The sequence below is a fragment of the Nitrospinota bacterium genome (assembly GCA_035528715.1).
Taxonomy (GTDB): Bacteria; JADFOP01; JADFOP01; order DATKYB01; family DATKYB01; genus DATKYB01.
Genome location: DATKYB010000073.1, coordinates 1 through 19,067, shown reverse-complemented (window position 1 = coordinate 19,067; position 19,067 = coordinate 1). Strand labels below are relative to the sequence as shown.

At 38.0% G+C, this 19,067-nt stretch carries 22 protein-coding genes and 1 tRNA gene; 18 read left to right on the top strand and 5 right to left on the bottom strand.

Features of this window, described 5'->3' with window-relative positions; genetic code table 11:
- Positions 1-1,782, bottom strand: a 1,782-nt coding sequence (locus tag VMW81_05835) for a transketolase (protein ID HUU50457.1), incomplete at its 3' end; no start/stop codon positions are given.
- A 180-nt stretch (positions 1,783-1,962) separates the two neighbouring features.
- Between VMW81_05835 and VMW81_05830 the strand changes: the two genes are divergently transcribed.
- Positions 1,963-2,676 carry a hypothetical protein gene (locus VMW81_05830; protein HUU50456.1) on the top strand — a complete coding sequence of 238 codons (714 nt, stop codon included), beginning with the start codon at positions 1,963-1,965 and terminating at the stop codon, positions 2,674-2,676.
- A gap of 42 nt (positions 2,677-2,718) precedes the next feature.
- Here VMW81_05830 and VMW81_05825 read toward each other — a convergent pair whose 3' ends face one another.
- Positions 2,719-3,291 carry a rubrerythrin family protein gene (locus VMW81_05825; protein HUU50455.1) on the bottom strand — a complete coding sequence of 191 codons (573 nt, stop codon included), beginning with the start codon at positions 3,289-3,291 and terminating at the stop codon, positions 2,719-2,721.
- 105 nt (positions 3,292-3,396) lie between these two features.
- Here VMW81_05825 and VMW81_05820 point away from each other — a divergent pair.
- From VMW81_05820 to VMW81_05805, 4 genes are all read left to right on the top strand, one after another.
- Positions 3,397-3,472, top strand: a tRNA-Arg gene (locus VMW81_05820).
- A 19-nt stretch (positions 3,473-3,491) separates the two neighbouring features.
- Positions 3,492-3,689 (top strand): hypothetical protein, encoded by a 198-nt coding sequence (locus VMW81_05815; GenBank protein ID HUU50454.1) that lies wholly within the window; start codon positions 3,492-3,494, stop codon positions 3,687-3,689.
- A gap of 115 nt (positions 3,690-3,804) precedes the next feature.
- Positions 3,805-4,962: a citrate synthase/methylcitrate synthase gene (locus VMW81_05810; protein ID HUU50453.1), complete on the top strand. Its 1,158-nt coding sequence runs from the start codon at positions 3,805-3,807 to the stop codon at positions 4,960-4,962.
- Positions 4,963-5,091: 129 nt separating this feature from the next.
- Positions 5,092-5,244, top strand: coding sequence for a hypothetical protein (locus tag VMW81_05805; GenBank protein HUU50452.1), 153 nt, complete (start codon positions 5,092-5,094; stop codon positions 5,242-5,244).
- A gap of 75 nt (positions 5,245-5,319) precedes the next feature.
- On the opposite strand, the gene VMW81_05800 is transcribed toward VMW81_05805, so the two are convergent.
- The 3 genes from VMW81_05800 to VMW81_05790 are packed head-to-tail and all read right to left on the bottom strand — an operon-like array spanning position 5,320 to position 9,623.
- On the bottom strand, positions 5,320-6,144 hold the full coding sequence (locus VMW81_05800; protein ID HUU50451.1) for a hypothetical protein: 825 nt from the start codon (positions 6,142-6,144) through the stop codon (positions 5,320-5,322).
- Positions 6,141-8,882, bottom strand: a complete 2,742-nt coding sequence (locus VMW81_05795) for a PEP/pyruvate-binding domain-containing protein (GenBank protein ID HUU50450.1) — start codon at positions 8,880-8,882, stop codon at positions 6,141-6,143. The genes VMW81_05800 and VMW81_05795 overlap by 4 nt, the downstream gene beginning before the upstream one ends.
- A 27-nt stretch (positions 8,883-8,909) precedes the next feature.
- Positions 8,910-9,623, bottom strand: a complete 714-nt coding sequence (locus VMW81_05790) for a class I SAM-dependent methyltransferase (protein ID HUU50449.1) — start codon at positions 9,621-9,623, stop codon at positions 8,910-8,912.
- A gap of 222 nt (positions 9,624-9,845) precedes the next feature.
- On the opposite strand from VMW81_05790, the gene VMW81_05785 reads away from it, so the two are divergent.
- The 13 genes from VMW81_05785 to VMW81_05725 all read left to right on the top strand — a co-directional run.
- A complete protein-coding gene (locus tag VMW81_05785; protein ID HUU50448.1) occupies positions 9,846-11,048 on the top strand; it encodes a 6-phosphofructokinase in 1,203 nt (400 codons plus the stop codon).
- A 176-nt stretch (positions 11,049-11,224) separates the two neighbouring features.
- A complete protein-coding gene (locus VMW81_05780; GenBank protein ID HUU50447.1) occupies positions 11,225-11,554 on the top strand; it encodes a DUF3576 domain-containing protein in 330 nt (109 codons plus the stop codon).
- 38 nt (positions 11,555-11,592) lie between these two features.
- Positions 11,593-12,792: an FprA family A-type flavoprotein gene (locus VMW81_05775; GenBank protein ID HUU50446.1), complete on the top strand. Its 1,200-nt coding sequence runs from the start codon at positions 11,593-11,595 to the stop codon at positions 12,790-12,792.
- Between the two features lie 24 nt (positions 12,793-12,816).
- Positions 12,817-13,569: a (S)-benzoin forming benzil reductase gene (locus VMW81_05770; protein HUU50445.1), complete on the top strand. Its 753-nt coding sequence runs from the start codon at positions 12,817-12,819 to the stop codon at positions 13,567-13,569.
- A gap of 410 nt (positions 13,570-13,979) precedes the next feature.
- Positions 13,980-14,438, top strand: a complete 459-nt coding sequence (locus tag VMW81_05765; protein ID HUU50444.1) for a hypothetical protein — start codon at positions 13,980-13,982, stop codon at positions 14,436-14,438.
- A gap of 73 nt (positions 14,439-14,511) precedes the next feature.
- Positions 14,512-14,673, top strand: coding sequence for a hypothetical protein (locus VMW81_05760; GenBank protein ID HUU50443.1), 162 nt, complete (start codon positions 14,512-14,514; stop codon positions 14,671-14,673).
- A gap of 18 nt (positions 14,674-14,691) precedes the next feature.
- Positions 14,692-15,066 (top strand): response regulator, encoded by a 375-nt coding sequence (locus VMW81_05755; GenBank protein ID HUU50442.1) that lies wholly within the window; start codon positions 14,692-14,694, stop codon positions 15,064-15,066.
- A gap of 6 nt (positions 15,067-15,072) precedes the next feature.
- Positions 15,073-15,228: a YHS domain-containing protein gene (locus VMW81_05750; GenBank protein ID HUU50441.1), complete on the top strand. Its 156-nt coding sequence runs from the start codon at positions 15,073-15,075 to the stop codon at positions 15,226-15,228.
- A gap of 69 nt (positions 15,229-15,297) precedes the next feature.
- Positions 15,298-15,807: a glycine/betaine/sarcosine/D-proline family reductase selenoprotein B gene (locus VMW81_05745; protein HUU50440.1), complete on the top strand. Its 510-nt coding sequence runs from the start codon at positions 15,298-15,300 to the stop codon at positions 15,805-15,807.
- A 123-nt stretch (positions 15,808-15,930) separates the two neighbouring features.
- The gene (locus VMW81_05740; protein ID HUU50439.1) at positions 15,931-16,086 is read left to right on the top strand and encodes a hypothetical protein; all 156 of its coding nucleotides are present in this window, start codon (positions 15,931-15,933) and stop codon (positions 16,084-16,086) included.
- Positions 16,087-16,318: 232 nt separating this feature from the next.
- The gene (locus VMW81_05735; protein HUU50438.1) at positions 16,319-16,840 is read left to right on the top strand and encodes a mechanosensitive ion channel domain-containing protein; all 522 of its coding nucleotides are present in this window, start codon (positions 16,319-16,321) and stop codon (positions 16,838-16,840) included.
- Positions 16,841-16,872: 32 nt separating this feature from the next.
- Positions 16,873-17,937 (top strand): magnesium/cobalt transporter CorA, encoded by a 1,065-nt coding sequence (corA, locus tag VMW81_05730; GenBank protein HUU50437.1) that lies wholly within the window; start codon positions 16,873-16,875, stop codon positions 17,935-17,937.
- A 123-nt stretch (positions 17,938-18,060) separates the two neighbouring features.
- The coding region (locus VMW81_05725; GenBank protein ID HUU50436.1) for a radical SAM protein at positions 18,061-19,067 on the top strand (1,007 nt) is incomplete at its 3' end.

The following is a 19,067-nucleotide window of genomic DNA, read 5'->3' as shown; positions in this document are numbered from 1 at the left end:
GTACCTGTCCATGAGCTCTTCTGGTTTTCCCGAGCGCGGAAGCTTTCTTATGCAGAGATGAATCATTTTTGCAGTTAAGGGTAATATAGATTTCACTTCATCACCCAAGCCCCCCCGTTCAAAATGGTCTTCTACTACAATGACATTATTTTTTGTTTCGATTAAGGAATTTATGATACCTCTTTTATCGATAGGTTTAATTGAATATGCATCGACAATCCTTATAAATATACCATCTTTTTTGAGTTCTTCATATGCCTTCAGTGAATTATGAACAGTTATGCCGGCTGCAATAATTGTGACCGTATCCTTTTTGCTTTTTCTGATAACTTTTGACCCACCGATTCTAAACGTATCGCTTTTTTTATAAATAATAGGTGTTTTTGGTCTTGTTGTTCGAAGATAAGAAATCCCCTTCTGCTTAGCCATGATTTCCACACATGCCCTGGTTGAATATGCATCAGATGGATAGAGAATCAAACAGTCAGGGATAGTTCTGAACATTGCAAGGTCTTCTAATCCCATCTGGGAAGGACCATCTTCGCCGATACTTACTCCAACATGAGAACCGACAAATTTAGTATTTGTCCGTGAATAGGCGGCCATTCTTATCTGATCATGAGCACGGGACAGAAAGCATGCAAAGGTTGCAATAAAGGGTATGTAACCCCTTGCTGAAAGCCCGATTCCCATGCCTACCATATTCTGTTCAGCGATAAAGCTTTGAAAAGAGCGACCAGGATATTTTTTAAAGAACTCTTCAGCATAGCTAGAGTTTTTTACATCTCCGTCAATTGAAACCACGGCATGGTTAATCTTTCCAAGAGCGAGGAGTGCATGACCGTATGCTTCACGTGTGGTGAATAGCGTATTCAATGGATAGGTCTTTTTCGGTAATACAAATACCTGCTTGAGCTTTTTCTGTTTTTTTGGCCGGGGTTTTTTAACAAAGGATTTTGCGTTGATCTTGGGCATTGGTCCGAGCTCATCCAGCGCCTTTTCTAGCTGGTCCGGTTGAAGAGCCTTTCCGTGCCATCCCTCTTTGTCTTTGAGAAATGTAACACCGTAACCTTTAAACGTTTTTGCAACGATAGCCGTAGGTTTTTTGTTTTTACGAGCATTCCTCAAAGCACAAAGTATTTGTGGAATTGAATGGCCATCAATCCCGATAGCATTCCATCCAAAAGCCTCAAATTTCTTTATATAGGAGTCAATATCGTGGCCGTGAAGCGTTTCTCTTGATTGCCCAAGCCTGTTAACGTCCACAATGACGCAGAGGTTATCCAGAAGGTAATAAAAAGCTGTGTTTGCCGCCTCCCAGACATTCCCCTCTGCACACTCACCATCCCCGAGCAAAACATAGACACGACTCCCTGAATGATCCATTTTAGCTGCACACGCTAGCCCAGCCCCAATGCTCAGTCCCTGTCCTAATGAGCCTGTGGCTGCCTTGACCCATGGCATGAGCGGAGTAGGGTGCCCTTCGAGAGTGCTTGTTATCCTTCTTAAATTCATTAATTTCTCTTCCTCAATAATACCTGCTTCAGCATAGCATGCCCATAGTATGGGAGCAGCGTGACCCTTAGATAAGACAAACTCATCATTATTAAAACCGTAAGGATTTTTGATATCGTATTGCATTTCATCAAAAAAAAGACATGCCATCAGTTCTGCCATGGAAAGGCATGTTGTGGGATGTCCTGAACCTGCCTTTGTGGTCATTCGAAGCGAATGGATGCGTAGACGATTAGCAATTTTTTGTAATTGTTCAATGCTGGGCATGCATACCTCTATCAATATAATTTCAACTTAATATTATAAATATAGCACATGAAATATTTGAAAAAAATCGAATTTTCTTAATCCCTGCTGTTTTAACCTCTTTCAGATAATCTTGCATAATTTGCTTTATCTGCTAACATATAAACAATTCAAATATTCAACTTTATACAGTTTAACATCATGTTACAAGAATTGATAATTCTCACGATCACTGCTGCTTCTATAGGCTTCTTTCACACATTGCTTGGACCTGATCACTATCTTCCCTTTATTGTGATGGCTCGGGCAAGGAAATGGTCACTTTTCAAAACATCATGGATAACATTTCTCTGTGGTATAGGACATATTGCAGGCTCTGTTTTACTGGGCATGATGGGGGTGGCTTTGGGCATCGCTCTCACTAAACTGGAAGGAATGGAATCTTTTCGTGGCAACCTTGCAGCCTGGTTTCTTATCGCTTTTGGACTTGTCTATTTTGTATGGGGATTACGCAGGGGTGTGAAAAGTCGGCCGCATGAACATTTGCATGCCCATAAAGATGGGCTCATTCATATACACAAACATATCCATACCAAAGAACACGTGCACATCCATGAAAAAGAGGGGGCTTTGAATCTTACGCCCTGGGTTCTCTTTATCATCTTTGTTTTGGGTCCTTGTGAACCGTTAATCCCTCTACTGATGTATCCTGCAGCAAAAGAAAGCCTTCTGGGCTTGGTTCTGGTAATAAGTGTCTTTGGTGGAGTGACTATTGTTACCATGCTGAGTATTGTTTTCGTCTCAACCTTAGGTATGAATCTTCTCCCTTTGGCACACGTAGAAAAATATACTCATGCATTCGCTGGTGTTGTCATCTGTTTCTGCGGCCTGGCCATTCATTTTCTCGGGTTGTAATTCAAGGAAATCGGTTGGTCTGATTTAAAAACTTTTCTTTTTTTAATAATTTTCGCAGAAGAGTTCATAGTGTGCCTGCGGATGAACACAGGCAGGGCATAATTCAAGGGCTTCCATCCCTTCATGAACATATCCGCAATTTCGACATTTCCACTTAACTACCTCATCTTTTTTAAAAACAGTTCCATCGATGATATTTTTAAGAAGCTTTCTGTATCTCTTCTCATGCTTTTCCTCTACCTCAGCAATCTTTTTGTAGAGTTGGGCGATTTCATCAAAACCCTCTTCTTTGGCTATTTTTGAGGCCTCAGGATAGAGAATACCCCATTCCTCCTTTTCCCCCTCTGCTGATGCGAGAAGATTGGTTTTGGTGTTACCTATCACTCCAGCAGGATAAGAGGCGGTAATCTCAATTTTTCCTCCTTCTAAAAACTTAAAAAATCTTTTGGCATGCTCTCTTTCATTTTCAGCGGTCTCAAGAAATATGGCTGCAATTTGCTCAAAGCCCTCTTTTTTTGCAACACTGGAAAAGTAGGTGTAGCGATTCCTTGCCTGGGATTCTCCTGCAAAGGCTGCAAGGAGATTCTTTTCGGTTCTGCTGCCTTTTAATTCCATTATGATAGCTCCCCCTTAAATGAAAAATGTTCAATGATTATAAGTGTGACTAAAATAGTTGTCAAAATAAAAGATTTAATCTACAATTTAATATTCAATTTTAATGCCCCCGTAGCTCAGCTGGATAGAGCAAGGGACTCCGGATCCCTGTGCGAAGGTTCAAATCCTTTCGGGGGCGCCATTATAAGGGAGATACCATCTTGAGGGAAGACCTGGTAAAGAAAATCAAGTGGATGTTTCGTCTGATTATGTCAGCAGTCGGGGCTTATATCTTTATCTCATTGACCATAATGTTATTTTCTGCTGGGGGAAAATATGCCATTTTTGGACTTATTCTGATAGGAGGTTTGTTTCTTGTAATACTTAGGGCATTTTTTAAAAAAAAGGTTGACAAATAGCAGACACATCTTGTATACAATAGATTTTATACAATTCAAAAGGGCTTATCTATTCTATATCTTAGTCCAATAATGAATTTATTAATTAAATAGGCAAAATAGAGGAGGAGGAAAAATGCAAAAAGAACAAAAGTTTTACGGTCAGGCCGAGTTTGCAAAGGGATTAGAGGGAGTGATTGCTTGTGAAACAAAGATGGGTCATGTAGATGGCCAGAAGGGAAGGCTTATTTATCGAGGCTATACGATTGAAGACCTTGCAGAGCATTCCAGCTATGAAGAGACAACATACCTTCTCCTGTTTGGCAAGCTTCCCACAAGAAAAGAGCTGGATGACTTTAAGGAGAAGCTGAAAAGCTATCGCCCCATTCCCAAGGAGGTTATTGACATCCTCAAGAAGCTTCCCAAGGATACCCATCCCATGTCCGCCCTCAGAACAGGTGTTTCAGCGATAGGCTGCTATGATAAAAAAGCGGACAGCAGAGAGCTTGCTGATTATACAGAGGCAGGGATAAAGCTGGTTGCCCAGGTAGCAACAATTGCAGCGGCTGTTGCAAGAATAAGAAGAGGAGAAGAGCCCTTAGATCCTGATAACAGCTTAGAACATACAGCAAACTTTCTCTATATGGCTACAGGAGAGAAGCCGGACGAATATCTCGAAAAGGTCATGGATGTATCCATGATTCTTCACGCAGACCATGGTATGAACGTCTCTACCTTTTCCTGTATGTCAGTCATCTCTTCATTATCTGATATGTATTCTGCTATTGCAGCTGGTGTAGGGAGCTTGAAGGGACCCTTGCACGGGGGGGCTAATGAGGAGGTAATGAAGATGCTGTTGGAGATAGGGGAGCCAGAGAATGCAGAGGCGTATATTAAAGATGCCATTGCAAACAAGAAAAAGATAATGGGTTTTGGACACAGGGTCTATAAGGCATATGACCCAAGGGCAAGGATTTTTAGGCAGTATTCTCAGAAGGTAACAGAGATGAAGGGTCAGAAGAAACTTTATGATATTGCCATCATCGTTGAAGAGCAGGTTTTGGCTGCCTATTCATCCAAGGGGATATTCCCGAATGTCGATTTTTACTCTGGGACGATTTACTATTCCTTTGGCATTGAATATGCTATGTTTACGCCTATTTTTGCTGTGAGCAGGATTGCGGGTTGGGCTGCCAGGGTACTGGAGTATCTCCCACAAAATCGTATCTTCAGGCCGAGAGGCCTTTACCAAGGAGAGATGGAGGCCAAATATATTCCGATTGATGAGAGATAAGTATTTAAAAAAACCGGATTTTTTTAGCTTCTGATCCGAAAAAAAATAGAAAGACTTGACGATATCCTTTCTTGATTATATATTAATTAATGATAATTATTAAATTTCTATTAAGAAAGGAGAAGAAAGATGGCTGAGGAAATCACCAACAACTGTGAAAAGTGTGGTAAGGAGTACACTTACAAAGATGTGACTTCAGAACTGCAGGCCAAGGAAGGTTGTGGCGACGTAGACGCAGGAACACCAGCTTACATGAGATTCTGTCCAGACTGCAGAAAATAAATAAAAAGTTAAATATTATAGAAGCTTTAAAAGACCCCTTTTTATTAAAGGGGTCTTTTGCTTTCTAATAAAGTCTTAGTTTTTAGGGACAAATACATTACCGATCATTTCAAATCTTGTATATTGGGGAGAGGATTTTCTTTCATAAAAGGAGCTTATATAATCAAGCATATTATTAATTTCGTCTAGGGCGCTTTTATCCACAAATGTCCTTTCTCTTTTTGACCCTTTATCAGCAAGTGTGAAGTCTTCAAAGTCGTTGCATTGACCTTCTCTGTATTTAACCAGTATGCTCTTGATATCACATATCATCAGGGGAAGAATAATTGCTTCTGCTGAATAAGGACAGAGCAAAAAAATGGCATTTTTGAATCTCTTTTGGGTGATTGATGGCAAGAATATGTCATAAATAATATCCTTGGCTGAGGTCATAATATGTATGTATCCACCTGCATGAAGTGCCTTTTTACCCAAAACACCTATATCGCAGGTTTTGCAAACAGGGTCAGGATAATCTTCTTTACTGCTTTTCAAATCAAGGCGAGATAGATAGAGGCAGTCATGATTAAACTGTCCAGAGGGACACCCTTTAGAGCTTTCATTATTTTTTATGGGCTTCTGGCAATATCCCGCAGCAACAAGTATCCTTTGATTCTTTTCTATAAGATTGTTTAAAAAGGCCTTTTTGGATCCATTTAAGAAGTCTATTGTTTCCCTCTCTGATAATTTTTGTCTTATTCTTCCATAAGAAACAAAACCATGAAATGATTTAAGAGGATGTTTTAAGAGAATCTTTCTTGTAAATAAAGGGCCATATTCTCTTAATAGGCTTTTGAAAGAAAATTCCCAAATCCTAAAACCTAAAAAATGAGAACTGTCCAATCTATTTAAGAGATTCATTTCAGAAACTCTACCAATCCTTCTTTTCCATTTATAGAAATCTTTTGCCCAGTAGATATCCTCTGGGTTGCCTTATCAATGTTTACAACCGAAGGGATTCCAAGCTCTCTGGCTATGATTGAAGCGTGAGACAATAATCCGCCAACCTCCAGAACCAGCCCGGAGACCATCGAAAGAATATGAATCCACCCAGGGTCAATACTCAATGTAACCAGTATATCCCCCTCTTTTAATTCGCTGTAATCTTTTAAATCTCTGAGAACACGTGCGTTGCCTGTAGCCTTTCCCGAACTAACCCCCATTCCTTTAAGTATGTCTTTTTCACCTACCTCAACAGAGAATTCTCTTTCTTTGCCCTCTTCTAGTATAATAAGTGATGGGGCATCAATAGATTTGTTTTGAGACCACTCTGATCTTCTTCTCATAATCACATCGCTAAAATCTTCCTTTTTTCCCTCTCCCATAAGGAGCTCATAGATTTCCTGAATCTTAAGAAAGAAGATATCATTCGGTTTGTCAATACCTTTGTCTTCCAAAGAAAGGCGTCTTTCCATTTCGAGAACGATCTTTCTCATATAAGCCATGGACATTTGCCAATAAAAGCGCTGGTTTTCTCTGAGAAGGATGAATGTCTGGGTCCAGTTAATCAGTTTTTTAAATAAGATGAAACGAAGAGGAAATATTTTATCAAAAAAACTAAAAGAAAGGCGATTTTTTAGCTCTTTTTTATTAGAAATATCAATTTTTTCATTATACGGTTTCTTTTCTTTTCTGTTTGTCACTATTAATTTTTTTATTATACCAATAACATATCCCTGATCCTCTTTCCATGTAGGATAAAAGATATCTAGGCTGTTTGACCTGTGACCATACCTATCCAAGAAATTTCTAAATCTTTTGAGGAAATTTTGACTTTCTCCAACTTCACTCAGTTTTTTTAAGAGAACTTGAGGTTCATATTCGATAAAAAAATGTTTGAGAATGTCAGACGATAATACGATTTCTGCCAGTTCTTTTATCTCTCTGTCTATTTCTATCGTCATATTCTTTTTATCAGAGAGTTGAAAAAGGGTGGTGCGGAGCAGGTTTTCTTCCAGCCCCCGCTTTTTTATGAGATGAAGGGAAAGATGATAAAGAATATCTGCATAGGTGATGCTCCATCGATGAATCTTTAAGAACTCACTAACCAGGACCCTTGTTTTTGTAAAGTTAGAGAAAAGGTCTTTATGAGAGAGATCAGAGAGGTTGATAGCTTTAAGTTCTTTGAGAGTTTTTATATATTCTTCAAGAAATGAATCCCATTTTTTGAAATGAATCGGTATGATCCAGTTGTGGTCTTTTGCTAGGGTCTTTACGGAAGAAAAGACGAAGTCTATGTTTAACCATGGGAATCTTCTGTCGTTATATGGAAGGTATTCCTTTGAAGGGAAAAACCTTTCTGTATCCTTTGAGATAAGAAATGATGGATAGTAGTAAAAGAGCTTATAAAAGACCTTGAGGTTTGTATAGGGACGTCCATAAAAAAGTTCAGTTATTTTGTATCGATGGGCATCATAAAAACCTTGATACTTAAGAGGATCAACAAAAGCCCTTCTTTCTAAAAGTTCTTTTAAGATAGACCAGCTTAAAGGGGAGATTGGTTTAGGGAATCTTTCATCAAAAAAATGTCTTGTCCATATCTTCTCAATATCCTCTCTTTTCTCTTTTGTAGGTTCTTTTTTTTCTCTCTGGCTCTCAATGGCTATTGACTCTTGTTCAGATATATTCATCATTATGGTGAGGGGTCTTGTCTGGAGGAAATAAAATCGATCCTCTTTCAATGCCCACTCAATATTCTGAGGAGATTTAAAATGTTCCTCAATTTGTATAGCCATCTGAGACAATGTTCTCAGTTGGGATACGCTTAAGACCTTCTCTTTCCTTTTTTCCAGCGGAACAGGGATCTCCCTAAGGGATCCCTCCTTATCTCTATATGTCATGAATTGCTGTTTCCCAGAGGAATTTATCTCAATGGAGGGACCTTTTTTATCTAAAGTAAAGCTATCAGGATTGACCTTGCCTTTCACCAATGGGAGACCGAGACCCCATACCCCTTCGATAATGATTTCTTCGGCATGTGTTACAGGATTAAACGTGAACATGACCCCTGAAATCTCTGATTCAATCATTTCCTGTATGATAACCCCCATAGAAGGGATTCCTTTATTGATTTCTTGTCTTATGATCAGGTATTTAATAACCTGTTCTTTCCAAAGGGAGGCCCAGCATTCTTTAATCTTCTCTATTATCTCTCTTTCAGAATTTACTGATACATTGAGGAAGGTCTTTAATTGACCGGCCATAGAAATGGTTGAGGTATCTTCTTGTATAGCTGAAGACCTGATAGCGAGAGAGATATCATTTCTCGTTTTATTCTTGAATTCTTTAAGACCATCCAGTATGTCTCTTTCAATTGTTGGAGGAAAGGATTGAGAAAGGATGGAATATCTTAATTCTTTAGCAATAGAAAGGAAATATTGTATCTCCTCTGTATGGAGATGGCCAGCATAGAATTTCTTTACGTGGGTTAAAAGACCTGTTTCTTTTAAAAAGTCTAAATAAGCTTGGGTTGTAATACAAAAGAATGGGGAAACCTCATACCCCATATCTACAAGAGAATTGAGATAGAAAGCTTTATTCCCTGCAAGGCTTGGATAATATTTCTGATTTTTTTTTAGCCCCAAAAGATATCTGGACATAGAGATACCCAGCAATAAAGAAAGAGGCTATTTTCTAGCCTTAATGATGAAATGGCTCTTATATGTGAATGATCTTCCTCCCTCTTGGAGATATCCCATCATATTCTGCCAGCGTTCATCCGTTTTGAATTTTTCCATCATTTTTTTGTTTTTCTGGAAGAAATCTAATGCATCTTTGAGATTTTTAAATTTTACAATCTCCTTTTCAACGGTTATATGTTCTATTTCAAAACCAGTATCGAAAAGGACCTTTTTCATATGATCCTCATCATAAGAAAATGGTGATATTTTCTTTGTCTCTTTCCACTGGTCGATATGAAATGCTGCAAAAATTAAACATCGCCTTTTTTGTAGAGCATCATATGATCGTTTGATAGTGATATCTGACATGCACAGATTGGAGATGATCATATCCAATTCATTGGTTAAAGATAGATAATCCACCCTCTCCGCATCTCCATGAATAAACTGAACATTATTGATACTATTTGCAGCCTTATATTTCTTAGCTGCATCAATCTCTTTTTTAGATAAATCTATTCCAACTACCTTTTTGGCATAGGGTGCAATATTAAACATCAGTCTTCCTCTTCCACAACCCACGTCTAATATAGTCATCTTTTTAATTTTTTCTGACGTAATTAACTTTTTAAGGGTTGAATTTATTGATAGAGGATCTTCTTTTAAAGATTGAGATGGAGAAGCAATAATCTCCCTTGTTTTATATTTTATTTTTTTCATAAGTTAACCGATTTTATTTAAATTAAACATAAGATAGGTTTCTTTCTTTTTGCTGTATTTTACCACATTTAGATTTTTGTTGTAAGATTATTTTAAATTTGATAAAAGAGGGACGAGTGATTATATTAATCGAGTTGGCTCTTATATACAAACCTTTCTCTATATAAAAGACCATTAATTCTATTATAAATGATAACGAAAAACTAAAGAAGGAGGATTATCATAAGTAACATTAGCAAGAAAAAGGGAATCATTGCAATTTTAACTGGTGGTGGTGATGTTCCAGGACTCAATCCAGCGATTCGGGCAGTTACGATTCGCGCTCTACGAGAAGGTTGTCAGGTCATTGGAATTAATCGTGGTTGGGGAGGTATGATTGAGATTGTACCTGACAAGGACGCTGATAACTCCGGCAATTATCAGGTTCTGACAGAAGAGCTCGTTAATAAAGTCGGGAGAACAGGTGGGACTTTTTTGCATACCTCTCGAACGCGTCCAAGCCATGTGCCTAAAATTAATGTTCCACATCACCTAAGAGATAAATATACGAAAGGAATAAATGACCTAACCCCTGATGTCTTAAAAAATCTGGATTTTTTAGGTGTTGATTACCTTATCCCTATTGGTGGCGATGATACCCTTAGCTATGGGGCTCGACTTCATAAGGAAGGTGTTAGAGTTCTCGCTATTCCTAAGACCATGGATAATGATGTGCCAGGAACAGATTATTGTATTGGGTTTAGCACATGTGTTACCAGAACCATTGAGATGACGCACCGTCTGAGAACCTCAGCAGGTTCCCTTGAGAGATTTCTGGTTATTGAGGTGTTCGGTCGTTACGCTGGCTTTACTGCTCTGCTTCCCACAATGGCTGGTGCGGCTAATCGGTGTGTCATTCCTGAGTATAAATTTGATATTGAACGCTTAACCGAGCTTATGGTTAAAGATCGCTTCACTAATCCCAGTAAGTATTCGGTGGTACTGGTATCAGAAGGAGCTATGTTTAAGGGTGCTGAGATGGTTTTTGAGAGTCAAGAAAAAGATGCCTACGGCCACAAAAAATTAGGTGGCATTGGTGACCTTATCTCCAATAAATTGAAAGAGCTTTCTCCTAAGTATAATAACAATAAACGAATCAATGTTATTAATCAGAGATTAGGCTATCTCGTGAGATCTGGCGATCCGGATTCTATTGATTCGATTGTACCGATGGCTTATGGTAATCTAGCCTTAGATTTAATCCTTAAAGGTGTTCATGGTCGCCTTGTTATATTGAAGAATGGACGATATGATAACGCGCCCATTGATGTAGTGACGAGTTATAAGAAGGTCGTTGATATTGATAAATATTATGATACAGAGCGCTTACGCCCACATTATAAGAGCTTCGAATCTAAACCGCTCTTTATCATGGCCAGTGAATGAAAATTTGATAAGAATTCTTCGGTTTTCTTAAGAGAGATTGGGGATAAAAAATTTTTTCATTTTTAAGAAATATAAAGAATAAGAAATTCTTCATTTTTATTTTTTTTGTTATTTTTATTGTTGGCTGTAGAGGTACGAAGCCTGAAATAAAAAAAGAGGTTTCCTTTCCCACTTCAATGACCTTTGAGGGAAGCTGGGATGATGTCTTTGAGGCTTTGTTATTGACTGTTAAAGAATATCCTGTTGTGTTGATTGATAAAGAAAAAGGAGTGATAGATACAGACTGGTATGTCTTTTTCAAAGAGAAGAGAAGGATTAAGTTAAATATAAAGCTTAAAACTGTTGATGAGGGCATAAAAATCGATATAAGCAGCCATCTTGAGGCACAAAAGTCATTTCTTTCTAAAAAATGGACACCTATAAAATCGGATGGGAAAACAGAGAACAGTATTTTAAAAGAGGTTCGAGACAGGTTGGAGTTAAAAGTAAAAGAGAACAAGGAGTAAATCTTTTTGGGTAAAACTTTTGAGAGGAAGAACTCATTGTGCCAGCAGTAAAGATAAAACCTGATGTTTATTGGGTAGGAGCTAATGACAGAACTACCGACCTTTTTGAGGGTCTATGGCCGATTGTTCATGAAGGGGTCTCATATAACTCTTATCTCATAAACGATGAAAAAACGGCCGTTATCGACCTGATAAAATCATTAAAGACAGATGAATTTTTAGCTCAAATCGATGAGGTCACCGATGTTTCTAAGGTTGATTATGTTGTAATGAATCATTTGGAGCCGGACCATTCTGGGATGGTAAGAACCTTCAGGCGTGTTGCTCCAAACGCTACGATTCTCGGTTCGCAGAAGATGAAGGAGATGCTTGAATCGTTTTATGGCATAACTGAAAATGTAAAGGTTGTAGAAGATGGGGAGACCCTCTCTTTGGGTAAGAGGACAATCAAGTTTTTTTCAGCACCTTTTGTGCACTGGCCAGAAACAATCGTTACCTATGAAGAAGCCGATCGTATTCTTTTCTCCTGCGATGCCTTTGGCGGATACGGAGCCCTTCGAGGCGGGATCTTTGATGATCAATGCACTGATTTTTATTTTTATGAGAGAGAGGCGCTTCGTTACTATGTTAATATAGTAGCGATATTCAGCCAGATGGTGCTGAATGCCATTAAGAAGCTAAAGGGGCTTCCGATCGATATCATTGCCCCTTCTCACGGGCTTATCTGGCGAAAAGATCCAAAACGAATCATTGATCTCTATAAAAAATGGGCTGAATATTCCACAGGAGATGGAGAGGCCGGTATCACCCTCATTTATGGTTCCATGTATGGTAATACTGAAAAGATGATGAATGCTGTAGCACACGGCATATCTTGTGCTGGGGTTCCCTTAGAGATCTTTGATGTAGCAAGAACCCCGGTGAGTTATATTCTCCCTTCACTCTGGACAAAAAGAGGGGTGATGATTGGAGCACCAACTTACGAGAATAAACTCTTTCCTTTGATGGCTCATGCTCTGGATATTGTTAACCGAAAGAGGATTATTAATAAAAAGGTTGCTCGATTTGGAAGTTTTGGATGGAGCGGGGGCGCACAAAGGGAATTTGAAAAAATTATCGAACCCCTAAAATGGGAATTAATCGATTCCTTTGAGTTTACTGGTTCGCCAACCAAGGACGACCTTAAAAAGGGAGAAGAATTCGGGGCAAAATTTGCTGAAGCCATAAAGGGTTCTTAATCCCTCTTTTGTTAAAAAAATCCAATGAGAAACATTATTATATCAGGTGCCACTAGGGGCTTGGGGAAAGCCCTTGCCAGAGGACTTTCTCATCCCAATACAAAACTTTTCTTGATTGCAAGAGGCAAGTTAGAGGAAACCAAGAAGGCTGCTGAGGCTAAAGGGGCTCAGGCAAAGACATACAACATTGATTTAGCCGATACCTTAAAACTAGAGGAAACCATTGAAAAGATATTTTCTCATATAGATAAGGACAGTATTGAATCTTTTTATTTGATAAATAATGCGGCTGTTCTCGAGCCTGTCGGCCCTTCGTGGAAAAACAATACAAAATTAGTAAAATACCATTTTTTGGTTAATACCGTTGCTCCCTTAGTTCTCTCCAACCTCTTTATAAAACACCTCAAAGATTTTCCGCTGGATAAAAGGATTATTAATATTTCCTCAGGTGCTGCCCTAAGGCCAATATATGGCTGGTCTTCCTATTGCTGCTCTAAGACGGCATTGGATATGATTACAAGCTGCATCAGTCTTGAGCAGGAGAGGGAAAAATATCCTGTAAAAATCATCTCGCTTAACCCGGGTGTTATGGATACGGGAATGCAAGAGCAGATAAGAAAAGTAGAAAAGGAAGATTTTCCTGATAAGGACTGTTATGTGAGGTTACTTGAAGAAGGAAAATTACCTAATCCCGAGTGGATTGCGGATAAGATTGTTAAATTATTAGAATCTGATGATTTCCCAAATGGGAGAGTCTTAACGATAAACGATATCTAGAGAAACCCTACTTTGAAAATCTTCTTTTAATTTCCCCTTTCTTGCTTGTTCCTCTCCATCTTTGTAAAAAAATTCGCACTTTTTATTAAAAATCATCAATAAGTGTAAAAATATTTCGCAGTCTTTTTACAACCACTAAAAGACCATTCTGATAATAATTTTTTTTAAAAATCCTAACACACTAATTTTTTTATAGTTACAGTCTGGATTAGAAAATATCAGCAATGGAAATCACCTTTGGCACAGCCGTTGCTCTATTATAGTGGCAAGTACTTGTAATGTGAAAAAAGTTTACTATTAATTATAAGAAAGGGGGTGTTGTAGGAAGACAATTTAATCTATGTTAGTTTTAATTTTAGAGAGATAAGAAATTCTCTAAAAGCTTTCACTCAATTTAAGGAGGCAGTTAAATGAAGAAGGTAGTAACAGTAGGGTTAGCTTTGTTGTTAGTGATTGGGGTTAGTAGCCTGGTTTTGGCCCATGGTCCTGGTTTCAGAGGAGGACATGGCAGGGGTCCTGGTTATGGTATGGGTTCTGGAGCGATGCATGGTGGTTATGGTTATGGAATGGGACCTGGAGCGATGCACGGTGGTTATGGTTATGGAATGGGACCTGGATGGGGCGCGAGAGGTTATGATCACCCCTGCTGGGCATGGGGAGGTCAGGGATCTGGTGAAAAACTCACAAAGGATAATGTAAAGTCTTTTTTGGAGAATCGATTGGCCTACGGAGCAAATCCAAACCTCAAGGTGGGCAAGATTACTGAGAAGGACAAATATTTTGAGGGTGAGATTGTAACCAAAGATAATTCTCTTGTCCAAAAGCTCCAGATAGACAAAAACACAGGTTTGATTCGCCCAGTTTATTAATATCAAAAGTCTCCTCCTCCTATCCTGATTCTTCCGCATAGGAGGAGGGGACCAATTTAAAAAGAAAGATGAAATGATGGAGAATATAATCTGGTTATTACTATTAGGAGGGCTTTTTTTCCTTATGCACAGAATGGGATTTGGATGCTGTGGTGGTCATTCCCATGCAAAAGGTCATGAAGAGCACCCAAAAAGAACCAACGACGAAGAATCTATAAAGCCCTCTACAAAATAAGGATTTTTATATTTTAATATGGAATATGATATTCTCGTAGCTGATGATAATTCAAGCTTTAGACTAGTGATGTCTACAGTATTTAGGGATGCTGGTTTTAGCATAGATGTTGCAAAAAATGGTTCTGATGCCTTAAAAAAGTTTTTAACTCATAAATATAGTTTGATTATCGTTGACCTGAGAATGCCTGTAATGGATGGAGAAGAGACAATAAACGCAATAAAGAAGATTGATCAAGATCAGCCTATTGTGGTTATCAGTGCTTATGACAATGGTAAGAGAAAAGAAATTCTGGAGGCAGGGGCATCCCATTTTTTAACAAAGCCTGTTGATATGGATGAATTGTTGGGCGTTGCTCAAAAGTTTGTAGGAAGATATGTATCAAGGAGGTAAGATCTTATGGCTATAGACCCTATTTGCGGAATGGAAGTAAAAGAGGAAGAAGCAGCAGCTACGAGTACCTATAAAGATAAAACATACTATTTTTGTGCTGTGGGTTGTAAAGAGACATTTGATAAAGACCCTGAAAAATATGCTGAGAAAGAGTGCTGTTAGATTTTTATAAAAGGGGGGGAGAGCTTTTCTATTCCCCTTTTTCTTTGTTTACTCAACAGAAGGATAGATATGTTTCTCAAAATTTTTCGTGACAGGTTTTGGAGCAAGATTTTTACTCTTTTCCCTTTTTTATTAAGGAGATGGGTTCATAGGTTTCCTATTGTAAGGTCAGAAGATGTGCCGTGGACTCCTTTTAAAAAAGATTTGGATAAATGTAAAATTGCCTTGGTAACAACCGCTGGAGTCCATTTAAAGAATCAACCTCCCTTTGATTTGTTAAACCCGAAGGGAGATTATAGCTATAGAGTCCTTCCAAAATTAATTAGACCTGAAGATTATATCATCTCCCATTCTCATTATGACCATAAGGATGCTGAGAGAGATCTCAATATTGTTCTTCCCCTTGATAGACTAGCTGAGCTTGAAGAAGAGGGAATTATCGGCGAAGTGGCTGAAAACCATTATAGTTTCATGGGACATATCCACGATACGGATTCATTGATAAAAAAGAGTTCAAAGGAGATTGCTGAGAAGTTATTAGAAGAGGGGGTTGATGTTGTGATTCTCACCCCTGCCTGAGGGATCTGCAATCAGTCTGTAGGACTGATACAAAGGGTCATTGAAGAAAAGGGGATTTGTACGGTTTCCATTTCGATTGTAAAAGAGATTACTGAAAAAGTAAAGCCTCCCAGAGCCCTCTTTATGAAATGGCCGTTTGGTCATCCACTGGGAGAGCCATATAACAAAGCGCAACAAAAAAAGGTATTACTTGATGCCTTAGCGGCCTTAAAAACCATAAGCACACCAGGAACAATCATTGACCTCCCTTATCGATGGAGAAGGGAAGTATATCATTAATTTTATTTTGGTTGCTTACGGTCACACCTGAGGTTTCCATCTCTGCTTTTGTAAAAATCAGATTCCCTATTCAATGCCTCTTTAAGGCGAGCTTTTGCTCTATGAATTCTCATCTTAGCTATAAAAATAAAAATTCCACAGATTTGCTTTCATAAAGGGAGGCATTGGAAAGAGTTGACTGATTTCATGCAAATTGTCTATAATGTCAAAAAATCTATGAGAAAGGATAAAAATGGAAGAATTATTGAAAGAGCTGCAACAACTGGTAACTCAGATTGCACTTTTTACACCGAGAGGTATAGTGGGACTACTTATTTTTTTGTTTTTTTGGGCAGCAGGCGTTTTTATTAAAATCATAATCAGTCGCATCGGTGAGATGGTCGTCCCAACCAACAAAGAAGTTTTTAATCTGATGGGAAAATTGGCCAAAGGTACTTTAATACTTTTGGGTTTGATAATGGCGCTAGGGAAGATGGGTATTAATATAACTGCCTTGGTTGCAGGTTTAGGGCTTACAGGCTTCGCTCTTGGATTTGCTCTCAAGGATGTCCTTTCAAATGCTCTTGCGGGGTTACTTATCTTTATCTATCGCCCTTTTCAGCCCAATGACCGTATTTCTGTAACAGGTTTTGAGGGAATCGTGATTGAAATTGACCTTAGATACACCACTCTTCTTGCAGAGGGGAAAAAGATTCTTATTCCAAATTCTACTCTCTTTATTAATGCGATTCATGTTTTTGATACACAAAAATAATTCCAGAATTTTAATTTTTTAGGAGGTGAATCATGCCAAAATTTTTTAAGAGAGTATCAAAAAAGACAGGTCTTCCACCAGGAGCTGTTGTTCACATTGGAGACAAAAGGATTGAAAAGGCAAAGATTGATATCATTGACTATGACGAAGCACAATTTCAGGAAAAAGCAGCAAAAAAAGCTGAGGAATGTTTTCCTTTTAAGGATACCGAAACAGTTACCTGGATAAACATAAGTGGTATTCATGATGTTGAGATTATAAAAAAAATCGGTAAAGAGTTTAAATTACACCCTCTTGTTTTAGAAGATATTGTTAATACGGGTCAGCGCCCTAAGTATGAAGATTTTGATGACCATATCTTTGTTGTTTTAAAAATGTTATATTATGACGACAAGAGTGATGAAATAAAAACAGAGCAGGTGAGTTTGATTGTTGGTTCAAATTTTGTGATTTCATTTCAAGAATTGGAAGGGGATGTTTTTCATCCCATCAGAGAAAGAATCAGGAATAGTAAAGGACGGATTAGAAAAGCTGGAGCAGATTATCTTGCCTATGCACTTCTGGATGCTGTTGTTGATGGTTATTTCATTATTTTGGAAAAGATTGGAGAAAGAATAGAGGGGATAGAGGAGGAGCTGGTAAAAAATCCAACGCCAGAAACATTAAAGATAATTCATGATTTAAAAAGAGAGATGATTTTCTTGCGCAAATCAGTCTGGCCTTTAAGGGAAGTTATCAGTGTTCTTGAAAGGGGAGAATCCTCTATTATTCATGAAAAAACACAGATATACTTGAGAGATGTATATGACCACACCATCCAGGTGATTGATACCGTCGAGACATTCAGGGATATGGTTTCAGGAATGCTTGATATTTATCTTTCCAGTGTAAGCAACAGGTTGAATCAAGTTATGAAGGTATTGACAATGATTGCAACGATATTTATTCCCTTGACTTTTATAGCAGGGATTTATGGGATGAACTTTAAATATATGCCAGAGCTTGAATGGAAAAGCGGTTATTTTATTGTTCTAGGCCTTATGTTTGTTATTGGTCTTTCCATGTTTATCCATTTTAAAAGAAAAAAATGGTTTTAGCCTCAGATTTACCACAGTAAATTTTTTATATAACTTATTCTTTTCTTTATTGACACCCCAAAAAATAAGGCGCATAATTTTTAAAATTTTTTATCTTTGAGTAAGCAAAGACCCTGAAATATCATGAAATACAAAAATGTTTTATGTGTATATCCTTACAAGAAAGAACTGAAAACCATAGGTTTTTTCCCACCTTTAGGTCTTGAGTATATAGCAAATGCCATAGAAAATATGGTAGATAGTATAAAGATAATTGACCTGAGGTACGAAAGAGAGTCTTTTTCTTCATTTATTGAAGATAAGACTGATCTGGTCCTCGTAAGCCACAATTGGGATCTCGAAGAGGAGTTTGTAAGAGCTACCATTAACAGTATACCCGAAAATATAACAGTTATCGTTGGAGGAAGACACGCAACAAGATATGTTGACGACCTTTTTGAGAATATTCTAAGAATAGATGGTATTGTCCGAGGGGATGGGGAAGAGATTGTAAGAGAAATTGTTCAAAAAGGCATATCATCTGATATAGATGGTCTATCATTTAAATTAAACGGTAAGATTGTCCACAATAAGAATAGAGAGCTTCAGCCTATACAGAGCGATCTTTATCCAAATCGGAAACTCCGTCGTAACAAATATAATATTACAGTTGATGAATTTAATACAGGTATACAAATAGACCTTATTTCTGCATCCAGGGGGTGTCCATTCAATTGCAGGTTCTGTGATTTCTCTTTCAATCCACTAGGAGAGAAGAGAGGATGGTCATGTAGAACACCGGAGTCTGTGGTAGAAGAGATTAAATCCATAGAGGCTAGGCTCATTGGTTTTGTAGACGATAATTTTGCTGTAGACCTGGATTGGGTAGAAAGAATATGCGATCTTTTAATCAAAGAAGGGATTAAAAAGAAATATATAATTAATACCAGGCTCTCCATTGCGAAAAGGCCCGATATTCTCAAGAAGATGTATAAGGCGGGCTTTATATCGTTTCTTATAGGAATAGAATCCTCACAGGATAAGACCCTAGAATCGATGAATAAAGGCTTTACTATTAAAGAAATCAGAGAATCCTTTAAGGTATTAAGAAGATTTAATTTTATATATCATTGCTATTATATCATAGGGAA